Here is a 15,532-nt window from a genome sequence, read left to right on the forward strand (position 1 = left end):
CTCCTCGATAGGGAGGGTTGAGAGGCCGCGTTCACGCTTCGATGAACGCGCCCTGCCGGATGTCTGCGTCGCCGCGCGCGACGTGGACGATCTCGCCGCTTTTCACGCGGGCAAGATAATCTTTGAAGTAGGCGATGGCCGACTGTTCGATGAACTCGTAGGCATATTGGTCGATCGGCTCGATGCCGGCGGCCGACAGCGTGTCCTTCGGGCAGTGTCCGATCTTGGCGACGAACACGGCGGTGCAGTCGTTGATCGCCCGGATCACGGTCTCGAGTGCGTCTTCTTCGCCGTAACCGCCCTGGCAGTAGAGGTCGACGCGGCGGTGGCCGACGAATTTCGCTCCTTCGGAAGAGCTGAGTTCATAGACCTGGAACTCGTTGGCGTGACCGAAGTGCTCGTTGATGCGTCCGCTGCCCTTGGTCGCGACGGCGACGAGGATCTTGAGGTCGCTGGCGTCTTCCTGGGCGAGCGTCTCCATCTCGGCCTTCTTGGCCGCGACCTTGGCGAGGCGCTCCTGCTCGACCGCGTTCTGGTAGGCCTGGCGCGACTCGAGATCGTAAGAGACTTCCATCTCCATGATCTTGTCGGTGGTGAATTCCGCGCTGCGGTCTTCGCCCAGCAGGCCCACCGCGTCGGCGCGGCACTGGCGGCAGTGGCGCATCATGTTCATTTCGCCTTCGCAGGCGTCCTGAAGCGCCTTCAGCTCCTGAGCCGAAGGACCGCGCTGGCCGTTGAGGCCGAACACCGTCCCGTGCTCGGGCGCCGAGATCAGCGGCATGATGTTGTGCAGGAACGCGCCGCGGGATTTGACCGCCTTGTTCACTTCCACGAGGTGCTTGTCGTTGATCCCGGGGATCATGACCGAGTTGACCTTGCAGAGGATGCCGCGCTCGGTCAGCATCTCGAGGCCCTTCATCTGCCGCTCGGTGAGGATGCGGGCCGCCTCGATGCCTTCGACGCGCTTGTGGTTCCAGAAGATCCAGGGATAGATCTGTGCGCCGACCTCGGGATCGACCATGTTGATCGTGATCGTCACGTGATCGACGTTGTATTTCGCGATGGTGTCGACGTGGTCGGGAAGAGCGAGGCCATTGGTCGACAGGCAGAGCTTGATGTCCGGCGCAGTCTGGGAAATCAGCTCGAAGGTCTTGAAGGTCTTGGCCGGGTTCGCGAGCGGGTCGCCCGGACCCGCGATGCCGAGAACGGTCATCTGCGGAATGGTCGAGGCGACGGCGAGCACTTTTTTCGACGCCTGCTCGGGAGTCAGCTTTTCGCTGACGACGCCCGGGCGCGACTCGTTGGCGCAATCATATTTGCGGTTGCAATAGTTGCACTGAATATTGCAGGCGGGGGCGACGGCGACGTGCATGCGCGCATAATGGTGATGCGCTTCCTCGCTGTAGCAGGGGTGGTTTTTGACCTTTTCCCAGATTTCGGGCGCCATGTCGTCCGGGCCGTCGCTGGAGCCGCAGCTGGCTTTGCCGCCATCCGAGCTTGTGCCGCACCCTTTATGTTCAGCTATTTTCTGCATGATGTCGTCGAGCGGCTCGGCCGCTACGACGTCGAAAGAGGAGGAATCGTCCATTGGTGGCTCCTAACGAGTTCAAGTTTCGCAAGACACCTCGCGGTCCGCGCCGCATCATTTGAGGTCTTTGGTTTGGCGGCGCTTCCCGAACTGTGGAATGGTTCGCAACTAGCGTGCCATCTCGACTTTGGGCTTAATCAACGTTGAATCATAAACTTGCGACACTATGCAGCGCTTGTTTGCATGGCGACAAGAAGGACAAGCTCGGCTTTGATTTTGTCGTCAATTCGACATTTTGGCTTTACCAGGACGAGGCGGCCTCTTTGCGCTGCTGCGGCGCCTGATTTGCTTATGCGCGGGCATGAAAGAAACAGTGTTGGAGGCGCCTCTCGTCGACTTCGGCGAGTTGCCGGAGGCGATCGATAATCTGCTGCAGCGCGGCGTCGCTGCCTATCGCACCGACCGGGTCACGGCGGACGCCTTGTTCAAGGAGGCGCTGGCATCTGCGCCCCAGGAGCTGGCGGCATATTACTGCCTCTATAAGATTCATACGTACATGGGCAATCTCGACTACGCCGCCGTCGTGGCGCGGGACGGGATGAAAGAGGCGGCGCGGCAGGCCGGCTGGAGCCTCGAGCCGACCGACTGGCCGCCCGGCAAAGAGGCGGAGGGCGGGCCCGCGCGCTTCGCGCTCTTTACTTTGAAGGCGCTCAGCTTTATCGAACTCAAACGCGATAACCGGCAGGCCGCTCTCGACCATCTAGCAACGCTCAAGCGCCTGGACCCCAAAGGCAGCGTCGGCTGGACGGTAATTTCCGAACTTGCCCAAGGGATTGAGCGGGGATGAAAACGAGGCTCGATCCTCAATGAGAGCGCTGTCGCGGACAATGTCTGAAAATCGGCATGGTCCTTGCGTCTAATGGCGCAAATCAGCCACTCTCACGGCCGCGCCAGGAGAAGGCCATGGGCTATCATCCCGGAACCAGCATGAGCAGTTCTGCAGTCCGTCCTATGGACCTGAGCGAATCGGCTCTGGTCGGCATATACGAAGTTTCCAAGCTCCTCGCTTCGCCCAACCGCCTCGAGCGGACGCTGGCCGGCGTTCTGGCGCTCCTCTCGAGCTTCCTCGATATGCGGCACGGCCTTTTCGCATTGCTCGACAAGAGCGGCGAACCGGAGGTCGTCGTCGGCTCCGGCTGGTCCGAAGGCAATGCGAAGAAATATTTCGATCGCCTGCCGCAGCGGGCGATCGGTCAGATCGTGGCCACCAAAATGCCGCTGGTGGTCGAAAACGTGCACACTTCCCCTCTTTTCGAGGGCTCCGACCTTTCGGAGTGGGGGCCTACCGACGGCGAGCCTTTTTCGCTGGTGGGCGTTCCGATCAAGGAAGGCGACAATGTGGTGGGCACGCTCACCATAGACCGCGTTTTCAGCGACCGCTCGTCGGTCCGCTTCGACCATGACGTGCGCTTCCTCACCATGATCGCGAATCTGGTGGGCCAGACCCTGCGGCTGCAAAAGCTGATCGCGCGGGACCGCGAAAGGCTGATGCAGGAAAACGCGCGTCTGGGCAAGATCGAGCGTCCGGCGATATCGGAGCCGAGATTCGACGGCATAAAGGGCATCGTCGGCTCGAGCCCCGCGGTGCGGGCGGTGGTCGACAAGATCCGTATCGTCGCCAAATCCCGGTCGACGGTTCTGCTGAGAGGCGAGTCCGGCACCGGCAAGGAATTGTTCGCGGCCGCGATCCACAATCTTTCCCCCCGGCACGCCAAGCCTTTCGTCAAGCTGAACTGCGCCGCGCTGCCTGAGAGCGTGCTCGAATCCGAGCTGTTCGGACATGAGCGCGGCGCATTCACCGGCGCCGCCAACATGCGCAAGGGCCGTTTCGAGCTCGCCGACGGGGGCACCCTGTTTCTGGACGAGATCGGCGAGATCACGCCTGCTTTTCAGGCAAAGCTGCTCCGCGTCCTGCAGGAGGGCGAATTCGAGCGCGTAGGCGGGGCCCGCACCATCAAGGTGGATGTGCGCTTCGTCTGCGCCACCAACAAAAACCTGGAAGAAGCGGTGCAGAAGAACGAGTTCCGCGCCGACCTCTACTACAGGATCAGCGTGGTGCCGATCTTCCTGCCCCCTCTGCGCGAGCGCAAGGGGGACCTCGAGCCGCTCGCCGGCGAGTTTCTGCGCCGCTTCAACGCGGAGCAGGGGACCCGTCTCACGATGTCGCCCTCTGCGCTCGACGTGCTTTCCGAATGCGGCTTCCCCGGCAACATTCGCGAGCTGGAGAACTGCATCTACCGTACTGCGACATTGGCGAGAGGCGACGCCATCGTCGACCGGGATTTTTCCTGCCGCAACGATGGCTGTCTTTCCGCAGTGTTGTGGAGCGGCTCGCCGGAGTCGGCGCCCTCGCCGCTGTTCAAGCAGCAATTGCCTATCGTTCCGGCGCAGCGTTCCCCCGGAGCGGCGTCCGCCCACCCATCCTCGGGCGCAGAGGAAGAAGACGAGGCCGCCTTCTCTTCGAGAGCGGACTCCTCTGCTGGCGAGCAGCGTTCGGAGCGGGAAAGACTGATCCACGCCATGGAGCAGGCGGGATGGGTCAAAGCCAAAGCGGCTCGCCTGCTGAATTTGACGCCGCGCCAGATCGGCTACGCTTTGCAAAAGCACGCCATCCCTATCAAGAAGTTCTGATGGCGGCGCAGTTAGATGGTCAGCGAACAACAGCAGCAGGACGCAAATCCTCTCGATTGGCTGGGCAAACCCGTACGTTGCAGGGAATGCGCCCATTCGGCCTTGAACCGCGAAGGTCTTTGCCGAAAAGGCGCGACCTGCGTACGCGACCGCCGCGCCCGTCGCATCGATCGTTTTTTCAAGGAAAACGTCGAGCTGGCGAACGACTACCTCAGGCATGAATATTTCGAGGTGAGAACGATCGCGGCGCGCTACGCGAGCCTGCTGCGCTTGCCCGCCCTTCTATCCGACCCGGAGTCCGAGGTCAGGGCGGCGGCGATCATGCGGCTGCCTGTCGCCCGTATCGAGGGCCTTCGCTGCGATCCCGAGCCGCGCGTCAGGATCGCCGTCGCCAATCGGCTCGAAGGCCGGGCGCTCATGAGCATGCTCGACGACGAGGACTATCTCGTCCGCGTCAATGTCGTGCGCCGGCTTTCCCCTGATCTGCTGCCGCTCGCGGTAAAGGACGCGGATTCGGAAGTCAGGCGCTGGGTCGCGAGGCGCCTGCCGGTGGAGCGTCTCGATCTGCTGCTGTTCGATCCGGAGCCGCTGGTGCGGGTGGTCGTCGCGGAGCGTCTTCCCGAAAAGCGCCTGTCGGCGCTCGCGGACGATCCGGACATCAGGGTGCGCTTCGCGGTCGCCGAACGGGCCCCGGAAGAACTTCTGCGCTATCTGCTGAAGGACAAAGAGGAAATCATCCGCGCTACGGCTGCGGAACGCATCGAAGCGGCGGGCGAAGAAAACAAAGACGGAAAAGAAGACGGGTCTCGTTGAGCGGGAGGGCGAGCGCATCCTGCGGATTCGCTCGGCATTTTCTCAGAGTCTGTCCATGTTTCTTGGAAACATGAAGAGACTCTGAGCTCTTGATTTAACGCGTTTCCCACGCCGAACCCGCATCCGCTTCGGCTGGAAACGTCTTAGACCGGACGGTTTTCGTTGCGGTTGCGGACCGGGCCCATGCGCTCGAGGCCTTGCTCATAGGTGATCGGGTCGAATTTGCCGTCGAACTTCAGCGCCGCATCGGCGACCTTGTCCGTTTTGCCGGCGGTCGAAGCCTTCTTCAGCTCGCTTTTTTCGAGATAAAGGAGTTCGAGCAGCTCGTTGTAGACCGTAGACTCGTCGATCGGCAAAATTTGGAACGTGATCCCGTCGAGTTCGACCGTGTATTTGCTGAGAAGGTCGATGTTGTTGCAGAAGAGAAAGTATTTTCCGGTCGGGCTCAGCAGGCCGTCGAGAACTTCCCTCAGCGTCTTCAGATACTCGAAAGAGTGAAGATAGCAGGCGATAAAGGCGATCGCCGGCTCGCCGGCATTGGCCATCGCGATAACCTGATCGGCCGTCATTTCCGGCGGTCTTTTCTCATCCGCGAACTGCTGCGCGAATTTCAACGCGAGTTCGCCACGGAAGCCATAACGACCCGGGCGTTCGGTCGGACTTTTCAGCACCGCGTTGAGCAGGCGACCTTGTTGGTCCAGAGTCGCGAAGGCCGTATCTTTGATGTCTGTCATGTCGTTTGTCCGGATCCTTACAAAACTAGGCAGCCGAAGCGTCTGATTGCCCGGCGTTGTGGCGTAGGAGCTAGCCTCGATCGCCCGGCCGAACGCCGCGGTGGGCGATATCGCATGCGTCGATTTTCCCGCGCCGAAAAACGGGCGAAAATTACGCAGGTGGCGTCATTGCCACAAAAATAGCCAAGCAACGCCTGTGCCATTGTGCAAAATTGCATCAAAACCTGCGAAGCCCTTTCCGATGGGCGCCCGATCCTGGCTGCCGGATCAATTCGCAAAGGAAAATTAACCATGTGAGCCGATGATCCCGGCCCAATGCTCCGCTGCTCGCCTCGCGCGAACGAAATATCAACAGCGCATCGGGCCTGATGCGCCGGAGATTTCGAGACGGACAAAGCCGGAACGCGGAACATCGACATGCTGGACAAATCTTCGCTCGAGCCTCGAAAGACTCTTCCCGAGCCGCTGTTCATATTCGAGCTCGCCAATAATCATATGGGCGACGTCGAGCACGGGCTTCGCGTCATATCGGAATTCGGGGCGCTTGCGCGCGGTTATGATTTTTCCTTCGCCTTCAAGCTGCAGTTTCGCGAGCTCGACAGCTTCATCCATCCCGATTTCCAAAACCGGACGGATATCAAATATATCAAGCGGTTTTCGGAGACCCGGCTGGATCGGGACGCAACGCGGAGATTGACCGCGGCGATCAAATCCGAGGGCTTCCTCGCCATGTGCACGCCTTTCGACGAAGCCTCCGTCGACAGGATCGTGGAGGACGGCTTCGATATCCTCAAGATCGCGAGCTGCTCTTTCACCGATTGGCCGTTGCTGGAAAAAATCGCTTCGGTCGATCTGCCCATCATCGGATCCACGGCGGGCATCGAATGCGCCGACATGGATAATGTGGTCGCTTTCATGCGCCATCGCGACAAGGACTTTGCGCTGATGGCCTGCGTCGCCCGATATCCGACGCCCCATGAGGCGCTTCAGCTCAACCAGATCGACGTGCTGAAGGAGCGCTATCCCAATCTTCGGATAGGCTATTCGACCCATGAGGACCCCGGCGAGACCGTGCCTGTCGCGATGGCGATCGCCAAGGGCGCGGTCCTCTTCGAAAAGCATATCGGCGTGCCCACCGACGCCTATCCGCTCAACGCCTATTCGGCCAGTCCGGCTCAGGCGCGAGCCTGGCTGGACGCCGCCAGAAGAGCCTATGAGATATGCGGCGTCGCGGGGCGGCGCATCGAGCCTTCCGCTGCGGAACTCGCCGCGTTGCGCGATTTGCGGCGGGGCGCCTTCGCCAGGCGGCCGATCGGCAGGGGAGAGCGCATCCGCACCGAGGACGTTTTCTTCGCCATTCCGACCCAGCCGGGCCAGATCACAGCCAACGACTGGTCGAAATACACTTTATTCACGGCGGCCGAGGACATTCCCGCCGGAGCGCCGGTGAACGAAGCGGCGACGAACCGCGAGCATGTGCGTGCGAAGGTGTTCTCGATCGTCTCGAGCGTGAAGAAGCTCCTCGCGGAGAGCAAGGGCGTCGTACCCGGCGAAGCGGAACTCGAAATATCGCATCATTTCGGATTGGAGCGCTTCGAGGAATACGGCATCACGATGGTGACCGTGGTCAACCGGGGCTACTGCAAGAAGCTGATCGTCGTGCTGCCGGGGCAAAGGCATCCCGAACAATTCCACAAGCTCAAGGAAGAAACCTTCCATGTGCTGCATGGCGAATTGATTTTGCATCTCGACGGCAAGGAGCGCATCTGCGGCCCCGGCTCCGTCGTGACGATCGCGCCCGGTGTGCGTCACGCCTTCGAGACCCGGACGGGCGCCGTGTTCGAGGAGATCTCCTCGACGCATTTCGCCAACGACTCGTTCTACACCGACGAAGCCATCAACAAGAATCCCGATCGCAAGACGCTGTTGCGTTACTGGCTGGCTTGAAGCCTCCTACAAAAGGAATACGCCCTCGATGTCGTCAAATCTCGTTCGTCTTGCCGATTACGTCGCGAGCTTCGTTGCGGGCCAGGGCGTGAAATGCGTGTTCCTGGTTCCCGGCGGCGGCTCAATGTATCTCGTCGACGCCTTCGGCTCCCGGCCTGATCTGACCTATGTCGCCAATCATCACGAGCAGGCGTCCTCGATCGCCGCGGAAGCCTATTCCCGCATCAACGGAAGGCTCGGCGTCGCTCTGGTGACGACGGGTCCGGGCGGCACCAACGCCGTCACCGGATGCGCGGGAGCGTGGATCGAGTCGGTTCCGCTCCTGATCATCTCCGGTCAGGTCAAGCGCGCCGACCTCATGGGAACGAGCGGCGTGCGCCAGATGGGCCCGCAGGAAGTCGACATCGTCTCCATCGTCGAGCCCATCACCAAATATGCCGCGACGGTGCTCGATCCCGCCGACATCAGGCTGCATCTGGAGCGCGCGGTTCACGAGGCGACCACCGGCCGGCGCGGACCGTGCTGGGTCGACATTCCGCTCGACGTGCAGAACAGCATGATCGATCCGCAGGCGCTGCGAGGTTTCGAGGCGCCTGCGAGACCGGCGAGCCGCGCGACGCAACTCGCCGCCGATTGCGCCCGGGCCGTCGAGATGATCGCCGGCGCGGAGCGGCCTATCATCGTCGCGGGCCACGGCGTGAGGCTGGCGGAGGCGGCGCAGGAGTTCAAGCAGCTTTACGAAGCGCTCGGCGTTCCCGTGGCGACGACCTGGAATGCGACAGATCTCATTCCCGCCGACCATCCCCTGAGCGTCGGCAAACCCGGAGTCGTCGCTCTGCGCGCGCCCAATTTCGCCGTGCAGAACGCGGATCTCGTCATCGCGATCGGGGCGCGTCTGGATAATGTCGTCACCGCGCATAACCCCGCAAAATTCGGGCGCCATGCGCAAAAGATCATGATCGACGTCGATCCGGCCGAGCTCAAGAAATTCGAGTGCGTCGACGGATTTTCGATGCTGGTCGAAGCCGACGCCAGGGAATTCATCCGGGCGGCGCTTCCTCTCGCTCAGGCGCTGCCGCCGCGCGACAGAAGGGCGTGGCTGGCCCGTTGCGCGGATTGGAAACGGCGCTATCCGATTAATGACGGCGAGCCTTTCCCGCAGAAAGGTCCGATCGGCCATTTTCATCTCACCCAAACGCTCTCGGATGAACTGCCGCCGAACTCCCTGCTCGTAACCGGCAGCTCCGGGCTTGCGGTCGAGTTCTTCTACACCGGCTTCCAGAACAAGGAGGGACAGCGCGTCTTTCTCACCTCAGGCCTCGGAGCGATGGGTTACGGACTGCCGGCCATGATCGGCGCCTATATGGCTTCCGACCGCCGGCCCTTCGTCGGCATCGAGAGCGACGGCTCGCTGATGATGAACCTGCAGGAGATGCAGACCATCGCCAGCCTGCGCCTGCCCTTGCGCCTGTTCGTCGTCAACAACAACGGCTACGCCTCCATCCGCAACACGCAGAGAAACTATTTCGAAGGCCGCTATGTCGGCAGCGGACCGACCTCGAAACTCGAAATCCCTGATTTCGTCGAGCTCGCCAAGGTGTTCGGCTGGAGCGCCTTCCGCATCGAGGACGCCGCCGATCTGCGCGACGGCATTCAGCGCGCTCTCACGCATGACGGACCTCTCCTCGTCGACGTGCGGGTCATGAACGACGAGGCTTTGTTCCCCAAATCGGCGGCGTTGCCGCAGGCCGACGGCTCGATGCGTTCCATGCCTCTCGAGGACATGTCGCCGCTGCTGCCACGCGACGAGTTCCGCGCCAATATGATCGTGCCGCTCGATCCGGCTTCGGAATCGGTTCCGGAACATCTCGTGATCCGCCGCGAGAAAATTCGCGAAACGGCATGAGCGAGACGATCGGCGGGATCGAGACCTCAGATCTCGATGAATCCGCGGCCCATTGCAGGCGGGCGCTCGCAAAATTGCATGGCGGGCGTCTGTTCCTCACCGGCGGCACCGGGTTCTTCGGGAGCTGGCTTCTGGCCGTGATCGCCCGCGCCCGCGCCGAATTCGACATACGAGTTACGATGCTCACGCGTGATCCGGACGGCTTCAGGCGCAAGCGGCCCGATCTCGCGGGGCAGGCTTTCATAGAGCTGGTTCAGGGCGACATCCGCTCCTTCGAATATCCCGCAGGGCGCTTCTCCCACATTATCCACGCCGCCACCGACACCAGCGCGCAGGCGGACGCCGATAAGGCGACCTTGATCGACACGATCGTGACGGGCACGAGGCGCGTGCTCGAATTTGCGGCTGCATCGCGGGCGGAACGTCTTCTTTATGTGAGCTCGGGCGCGATATACGGGCCGCAGCCCGCAGATACGGCTCGGCTGCCCGAAAGCTACAGTGGCGCTTGCGACCCTCTCGACCCTCGTTCCGCCTATGGCGAAGCCAAGCGCATGGCCGAGCAATTATGCGTCTGCTCCTACGCCGCAGGCGGGCCGGCGCCGATCGTCGCGCGCGCCTTTGCCTTTGTCGGACCGGGGTTGCCGCTCGATGGGCATTTTGCAATCGGGAATTTCATCAGGGACGCTGCGGCGGGGCGGAATATCACGGTTTCGGGAGACGGTTCGCCGACGCGCTCCTATCTCTATGCGGGCGATCTCGCCGCATGGCTGTTCGTCCTGCTCCTCGAAGGCGAAGCCGGGGCGGCCTATAATGTAGGGTCGGACAGAGCGGTTTCGATCGCTGAGCTCGCGCATGTCGTGGCGCGATTGTCTCCCCGCAAAAATGGGGTCGTCATAAAGGGGCAGGGCGCTAGCGGACCGCGGTCGCGCTATATTCCCTCGATCGAAAAGGCCCGCGGCCTCGGGCTCGATGTGTGGACGCCGCTGGACGAAGCCATCAGGCGAACCATGCGGCACGCACAAGACGGCCGTCAGCCGTTGTTATGACTCTCGCTTTGCTGCGATCGAGAATACATGGCTGTCCTTGCCGCCAGCCGTAATCAGATGCGATTTGCGCTGCAGGGTGCGCAGACCGACGTCGCTAAAAAGAGCATCCAGCGCCTTTGACGAGAAAAAGTTGATATGTTCGTGCCAATGGCGCTTGTGCTGGAGCCGCGCCGCGAGGTCTTCGTGCTCCCTGACGACATTCTCATGCGGGACCTCGAGATAGAGCACCGTCTCGGGTCGCATCGCACCCGCGATTTCGCGAAGCGCCTCGCGCGGATAAGAAACATGTTCCAGCACGTTCGAATAGACGAGCAAATCATATTCGCCGCTCTTGGCTGTCGCAAGATCCACCGCGCGGGCGCCGGCGACCAGAGGGCGGTTTGAAATGTCGTAGACATCGTGCCGCGCCGCGCTTGAGCGAAACGGCGTGTTGACTCCGGTGTCTCCGCCCCAATCCAGCACTCGGGGCATTTGCGGGAGATGAGGCCGCAGGAACGCCTCGATCAGAGCGAGGTATCCCGATCCTTCGAGCAAAAGCGCGTTGCGCGCGGCATATCCCGGCTCGAAGCGGTCGCGCTGGGCGGTATAGTCTTCACCGCGATAGTCCCGATAAAGCGCGGCCATTTCCTCGTCGTCGAAACGCATGTCGAGGAACAGCATGCCGCAATCGTCGCAGATGAGGGAATTGCAGATCGAATAAGCCATGCCGCTTTCGAGGTCGCGAAGACCCCATTCGGGACCGATATGCGCCGGGACCCAGTTGAAGATCCGATTGGCGATGAAGGGCATGAGAACCGCGGGGGAAGGGCTCAGGCGTGTTCCGTCGCATGCGATGCAGCGCTTGGCGATTTTCATGGTCGATCCTGTAAGCGGCTCGTCTGCGTCCGTCGTCGTCGAAAGCTCCAGACCCGCGCCTTCTTAACGTTAAGATATTTTTTTTTCCTTGCTTTGTAAGAATGTGACTCCATGAGCCCAAGCCGATCGGGAAAAACCATGACCACCCTCAGCATCGTGACGCCTTGCTACAACGAAGAGGGGGGGATTGCGGAATGCTATGACGCGGTTCGCGAGGTCATGGCGTCCAAGCTCCCGGATCTGGATTACGAACATATCTTCATCGACAATTGCTCGCTCGATCGAACGGTCGAAATCCTTCGCGGCATAGCGGCGCGCGACAAGCGGGTCAAAATAATCGTCAACGCGCGAAATTTCGGCGCGGCGCGGTCGTCCCATTACGGATTCTTGCAAGGACGCGGCGACGCCGTGGTTCCGGTTCTGGCGGATCTTCAAACGCCTCCGGCCTTGATTCCCGAAATGGTCGAACTCTGGCGCAAGGGCGCCAAAGCGGTTATCGCGGTGCGGCGGGGGACGCCTGAAAAGGCCTTTTTGCGCTTTACCCGCTCGCTTTTCTATTTCCTGATGCGCAAATTCTCCCGCATCGAGCAGATCCCCAATTTCATGGGATATGGTCTCTACGATCGCCGCGTCGTGGACGCCATGCGCGAACTCAATGAGCCGGAGCCCTATTTTCGCGGCCTCGTGATGGAAGTCGGCTTCGAAAGGGCTGTCGTCGAATATGACCAGCCGCCGCGTCGGCATGGCCGCTCCAGCTATAATTTCTTCTCGCTGGCGGATTTCGCGCTTCTCGGCCTTTCCACCTATTCCCGCGCGCCATTGCGCTTGATGATCTTTCTCGGATTTTCCGTTTCCCTGCTGAGCTTCGTCGCCGGCGTGGTCTATCTCTTCATCAAGCTGCTCTTTTGGTACAGCGTGCCCGTGGGGGTGGCGCCGGTTCTCATCTCGATCTTTTTTCTGGGATCGATCCAGCTTTTCGCGCTCGGGGTCCTCGGGGAATATATCGGCCTGCTGCTGAACTACTCCCGCCAGTTTCCGCTGGTGATCGAAAGGGAAAGAATTAATTTCGATTAGACGGCCGGCGGGCCGCGCGAGGCCGGGCTCGCTTTCCGCCCGCGTCGGTTCAACGCACGTTGTCGACCACGCCGCCGGGGTTCACCAGCAGGCTGCTGGCGGTTACGTCGTCGGCGCCGACGCCGATGATGCGGACGACGGCGCGCTGGCCCGAATTGGCGAGGGAGAGCCCGGTCGCGGTGCCGATCTGCGCCTCGGTGAACACCATGCCGGCGCCGGCCGCCAAGGTCCCCAGAAGGCCCGGCAGCGGGGGGCCGCCGGTGAATGGCTCGGCCACGGCATAAAGGGTCGCCGTCGTAGCGCTCTGGTTCGTGATCGAAACCAGCGAGCTATAGCCGGCGTCGGAGCCGGTGATGAAGGTCAGCCGCGGCGTCACTACGCCGCCGTCATAGCGGATATCCGAAGGATCGGCTGCGTATGCGGGACCGAAGCGCAGGGTCTTCGGCAGGCTGAAGCGTATGCTTCCGGCCGGGTTTTCGTCGAGGAGGCGCACCCCGTCCGCGATCAGGCACACCCCATAGACCCGCTGCGGCAGGACGCCGGCGAAGATCAGGGATGTGGCGCTGACGGCGCCGATGATCGCGCCAGCCGGCGGGACGGTCGAGCAGGCGCTGTTGCCCGGATCGAGATAAGCGCCGGAGAGATGTCGAAAGGCGCCGCGCACCGTCAGGGTCGACGCGTCGTCGGGGCCGACCGTGAAAGCCGATGCATCTGCGTTGAGCACATTGCCGGCGACGTGAAAGGAGACGCTCCCGAGATAGGCGGCGGCGGGGATCGTGCCGCCCGACGCCGTGAATTTGGCGCCGAGGGAGGGCCAGGTCACGTCGATCGAATTGTTCTGGGTCTGCAGCGTCAGTTCGACGCCGAGCGAGCTGCGGAACGCCGGAACGGTGACAGGGACCGGGTCGTTTCGCGCCGGCATTGCGTTGCCGCTCGCCTGGAATGCGATGGCGAGAGGCTCGCTCGACTGCTGGGTGAGCGCAAAAGCGTTTTCAACGGTGAATACCGTGCCGGTGCTCCCCCCGGTCAAGACGAGCGGGGCGCCCGCAGGGATCGATCCGATCAAGCGGTAGGTGACGAAGCCCGATCCGGTTCCTCCGGAAACCACCATCCCGCCTTTTCCGACCTCGAGAACCCCGGTCACGATCGCCTTCAAGGCGGGAATCGAGCCAAAGGTGAAGCCCTGCGGCAGCGTCACCGTGAGATAGGTCCCATTTTCGAGCCCGGCGTCCGCGTAATAGGTCGCCCCGAGCCCGCCCGACACGCTCAACGCGCCGCCGGCGCTCTGGACGCCGATTGCGTTGTAAACCTGCACATTGGCCGCGCCATGCCCGGCCAGTGCGGGATGGTGAAAGCCGAGAAGCAGCTGCGCCGCCAGCAGATGGGTCCAGGACAGGCGTCTCGCCAAATACACGATTCCCTCGTTTACCGTCGGCATGCGATGCGGAAAGCGCGCAAAGGCCGGCGAGCCTTACGTTTACCTCATCTTAGGCGCGACTTCATTAGACTTTTCGGGCGAGCGCGCGTCGTAATCCAAAGTCGACGGCAGGAATAGCAGAGGCCAGGGTTTTATATGCCGGGTGATAGTTTGAAGGACGCCGCGGCGTTGCGGGCCGAGATTCTCGAGCTCGTCGGCCGATACCATGCGGTGGCGCACGGGCGTAAGCCGTTCGATCGCGAAAGGCCCAGCGTTCCGGTGTCCGGCAGGATATACGGCGCCCGCGACATGCAGATGCTGGTCGACTCGGCGCTCGATTTCTGGCTGACCACGGGGCGCTTCAACGCCGAGTTCGAGGAGAAGCTCGCAGCGCGCATAGGGGTCAAGCATGCGCTGACCGTCAATTCAGGCTCCTCCGCCAATCTGGTGGCGTTCATGGCCCTCACTTCCCCGAGGCTCAAGGAGCGGCAATTGCGGCCGGGCGACGAGGTGATCACCTGCGCAACGGGATTTCCGACGACGGTGAACCCGATCCTTCAGGCCAATATGACGCCCGTCCTCGTCGATGTGGAGATCCCCACCTACAATATCAGCGTCGCCGCCATCGAAGAGGCGATAACGCCGCGCACCCGGGCGATAATGATCGCACATACCCTCGGCAATCCCTTCGCTGTCGAAGAGATCCGCGCGATCTGCGACCGGCATGGCTTGTTTCTGATCGAGGATTGCTGCGACGCGCTCGGCGCGACCTTCAAAGGGAAGCATGTCGGAACCTTCGGAGACATAGGAACGCTGAGTTTCTATCCAGCGCATCACATAACGACGGGAGAAGGCGGGGCCGTCTTCACCAACGACAACAATCTCAATAAAATCATGGAGTCGCTGCGCGACTGGGGCCGCGACTGCTATTGCGGGCCGGGAGAGGACAACAGCTGCAACAAGAGATTCGGCTGGACCCTCGGCGACCTGCCCAAAGGATATGACCACAAATACACCTATTCGCATCTCGGCTATAATCTGAAGATGACCGACATGCAGGCTGCGGTGGGCGTCGCGCAGCTCGAGCGGCTGGAGGAGTTCATCGCCGCAAGGCGCAGGAATTTCGAACGCCTTCGCAGCGGCCTTGCGGGATTGCAGGATATTTTCATCCTGCCCGAGGCGACCGCAGGCTCCGAACCCTCATGGTTCGGTTTCACGCTGACCTTGCGCGAGGGCGCCCCGATCGACCGTCATGGCCTGTTGCTCGAGCTGCAATCCAGAAAAATCGGAACGCGGCTGCTCTTCGGCGGCAATCTGGCGCGACAGCCTTACATGAAGGGCCGGAACTTTCGCATAGTCGGAAGTCTGGAGAACGCGGATGCGGTGGTCGACCGGACGTTCTGGATCGGCGTTTATCCAGGGCTCGGCGATCAGGAAATCGACTACATGATCGAGGTCATCCAAAACTACTGCCGGCGCGAGAGCAAAATCGCGGTGTGACAAAGCTTTGGATTCTCCGGA

12 protein-coding genes are annotated in these 15,532 nt (G+C 61.7%); 8 read left to right on the forward strand and 4 right to left on the reverse strand.

All coding sequences use genetic code 11. The features are described from left to right. Positions 1–31: 31 nt before the first annotated feature. Positions 32–1,588: a nitrogenase cofactor biosynthesis protein NifB gene (nifB, locus tag H2LOC_RS20000; protein WP_136494426.1), complete on the reverse strand. Its 1,557-nt coding sequence runs from the start codon at positions 1,586–1,588 to the stop codon at positions 32–34. A gap of 301 nt (positions 1,589–1,889) precedes the next feature. Here nifB and H2LOC_RS20005 point away from each other — a divergent pair, with 301 nt between their 5' ends. From H2LOC_RS20005 to H2LOC_RS20015, 3 genes are all read left to right on the forward strand, one after another. Next, a complete protein-coding gene (locus tag H2LOC_RS20005) occupies positions 1,890–2,375 on the forward strand; it encodes a hypothetical protein (RefSeq protein ID WP_136494427.1) in 486 nt (161 codons plus the stop codon). Positions 2,376–2,491: 116 nt separating this feature from the next. Continuing rightward, a complete protein-coding gene (gene nifA, locus H2LOC_RS20010; protein ID WP_136494428.1) occupies positions 2,492–4,219 on the forward strand; it encodes a nif-specific transcriptional activator NifA in 1,728 nt (575 codons plus the stop codon). 15 nt (positions 4,220–4,234) lie between these two features. After that, positions 4,235–5,032, forward strand: a complete 798-nt coding sequence (locus H2LOC_RS20015; RefSeq protein WP_136494429.1) for a 4Fe4S-binding leucine-rich repeat protein — start codon at positions 4,235–4,237, stop codon at positions 5,030–5,032. Positions 5,033–5,175: 143 nt separating this feature from the next. Here H2LOC_RS20015 and H2LOC_RS20020 read toward each other — a convergent pair whose 3' ends face one another. Beyond that, positions 5,176–5,766 (reverse strand): hypothetical protein, encoded by a 591-nt coding sequence (locus H2LOC_RS20020; RefSeq protein ID WP_136494430.1) that lies wholly within the window; start codon positions 5,764–5,766, stop codon positions 5,176–5,178. A gap of 417 nt (positions 5,767–6,183) precedes the next feature. Here H2LOC_RS20020 and H2LOC_RS20025 point away from each other — a divergent pair, with 417 nt between their 5' ends. From H2LOC_RS20025 to H2LOC_RS20035, 3 genes are read left to right on the forward strand one after another with little or no spacing between them, the layout of a single operon-like run. Then, positions 6,184–7,713, forward strand: coding sequence for an N-acetylneuraminate synthase family protein (locus H2LOC_RS20025; protein ID WP_136494431.1), 1,530 nt, complete (start codon positions 6,184–6,186; stop codon positions 7,711–7,713). Positions 7,714–7,741: 28 nt separating this feature from the next. Then, positions 7,742–9,619 carry a thiamine pyrophosphate-binding protein gene (locus H2LOC_RS20030; protein ID WP_136494432.1) on the forward strand — a complete coding sequence of 626 codons (1,878 nt, stop codon included), beginning with the start codon at positions 7,742–7,744 and terminating at the stop codon, positions 9,617–9,619. Beyond that, the gene (locus H2LOC_RS20035) at positions 9,616–10,665 is read left to right on the forward strand and encodes an NAD-dependent epimerase/dehydratase family protein (protein WP_136494433.1); all 1,050 of its coding nucleotides are present in this window, start codon (positions 9,616–9,618) and stop codon (positions 10,663–10,665) included. Before H2LOC_RS20030 ends, H2LOC_RS20035 begins: the two co-directional genes overlap by 4 nt. On the opposite strand, the gene H2LOC_RS20040 is transcribed toward H2LOC_RS20035, so the two are convergent. Continuing rightward, positions 10,660–11,520, reverse strand: coding sequence for a class I SAM-dependent methyltransferase (locus tag H2LOC_RS20040; protein WP_136494434.1), 861 nt, complete (start codon positions 11,518–11,520; stop codon positions 10,660–10,662). The genes H2LOC_RS20035 and H2LOC_RS20040 overlap by 6 nt on opposite strands. A gap of 138 nt (positions 11,521–11,658) precedes the next feature. Between H2LOC_RS20040 and H2LOC_RS20045 the strand changes: the two genes are divergently transcribed. Then, entirely contained in the window at positions 11,659–12,594 is a 936-nt protein-coding gene (locus H2LOC_RS20045; RefSeq protein WP_136494435.1) for a glycosyltransferase family 2 protein, read from the forward strand. Between the two features lie 49 nt (positions 12,595–12,643). Here H2LOC_RS20045 and H2LOC_RS20050 read toward each other — a convergent pair whose 3' ends face one another. After that, positions 12,644–14,002 carry a hypothetical protein gene (locus H2LOC_RS20050; RefSeq protein ID WP_162009807.1) on the reverse strand — a complete coding sequence of 453 codons (1,359 nt, stop codon included), beginning with the start codon at positions 14,000–14,002 and terminating at the stop codon, positions 12,644–12,646. Between the two features lie 165 nt (positions 14,003–14,167). On the opposite strand from H2LOC_RS20050, the gene rfbH reads away from it, so the two are divergent. Then, positions 14,168–15,511 carry a lipopolysaccharide biosynthesis protein RfbH gene (gene rfbH, locus H2LOC_RS20055; RefSeq protein WP_136494437.1) on the forward strand — a complete coding sequence of 448 codons (1,344 nt, stop codon included), beginning with the start codon at positions 14,168–14,170 and terminating at the stop codon, positions 15,509–15,511. The last annotated feature ends 21 nt before the right edge of the window (positions 15,512–15,532 follow it).

It is taken from the genome of Methylocystis heyeri (assembly GCF_004802635.2).
Lineage (GTDB): Bacteria > Pseudomonadota > Alphaproteobacteria > Rhizobiales > Beijerinckiaceae > Methylocystis > Methylocystis heyeri.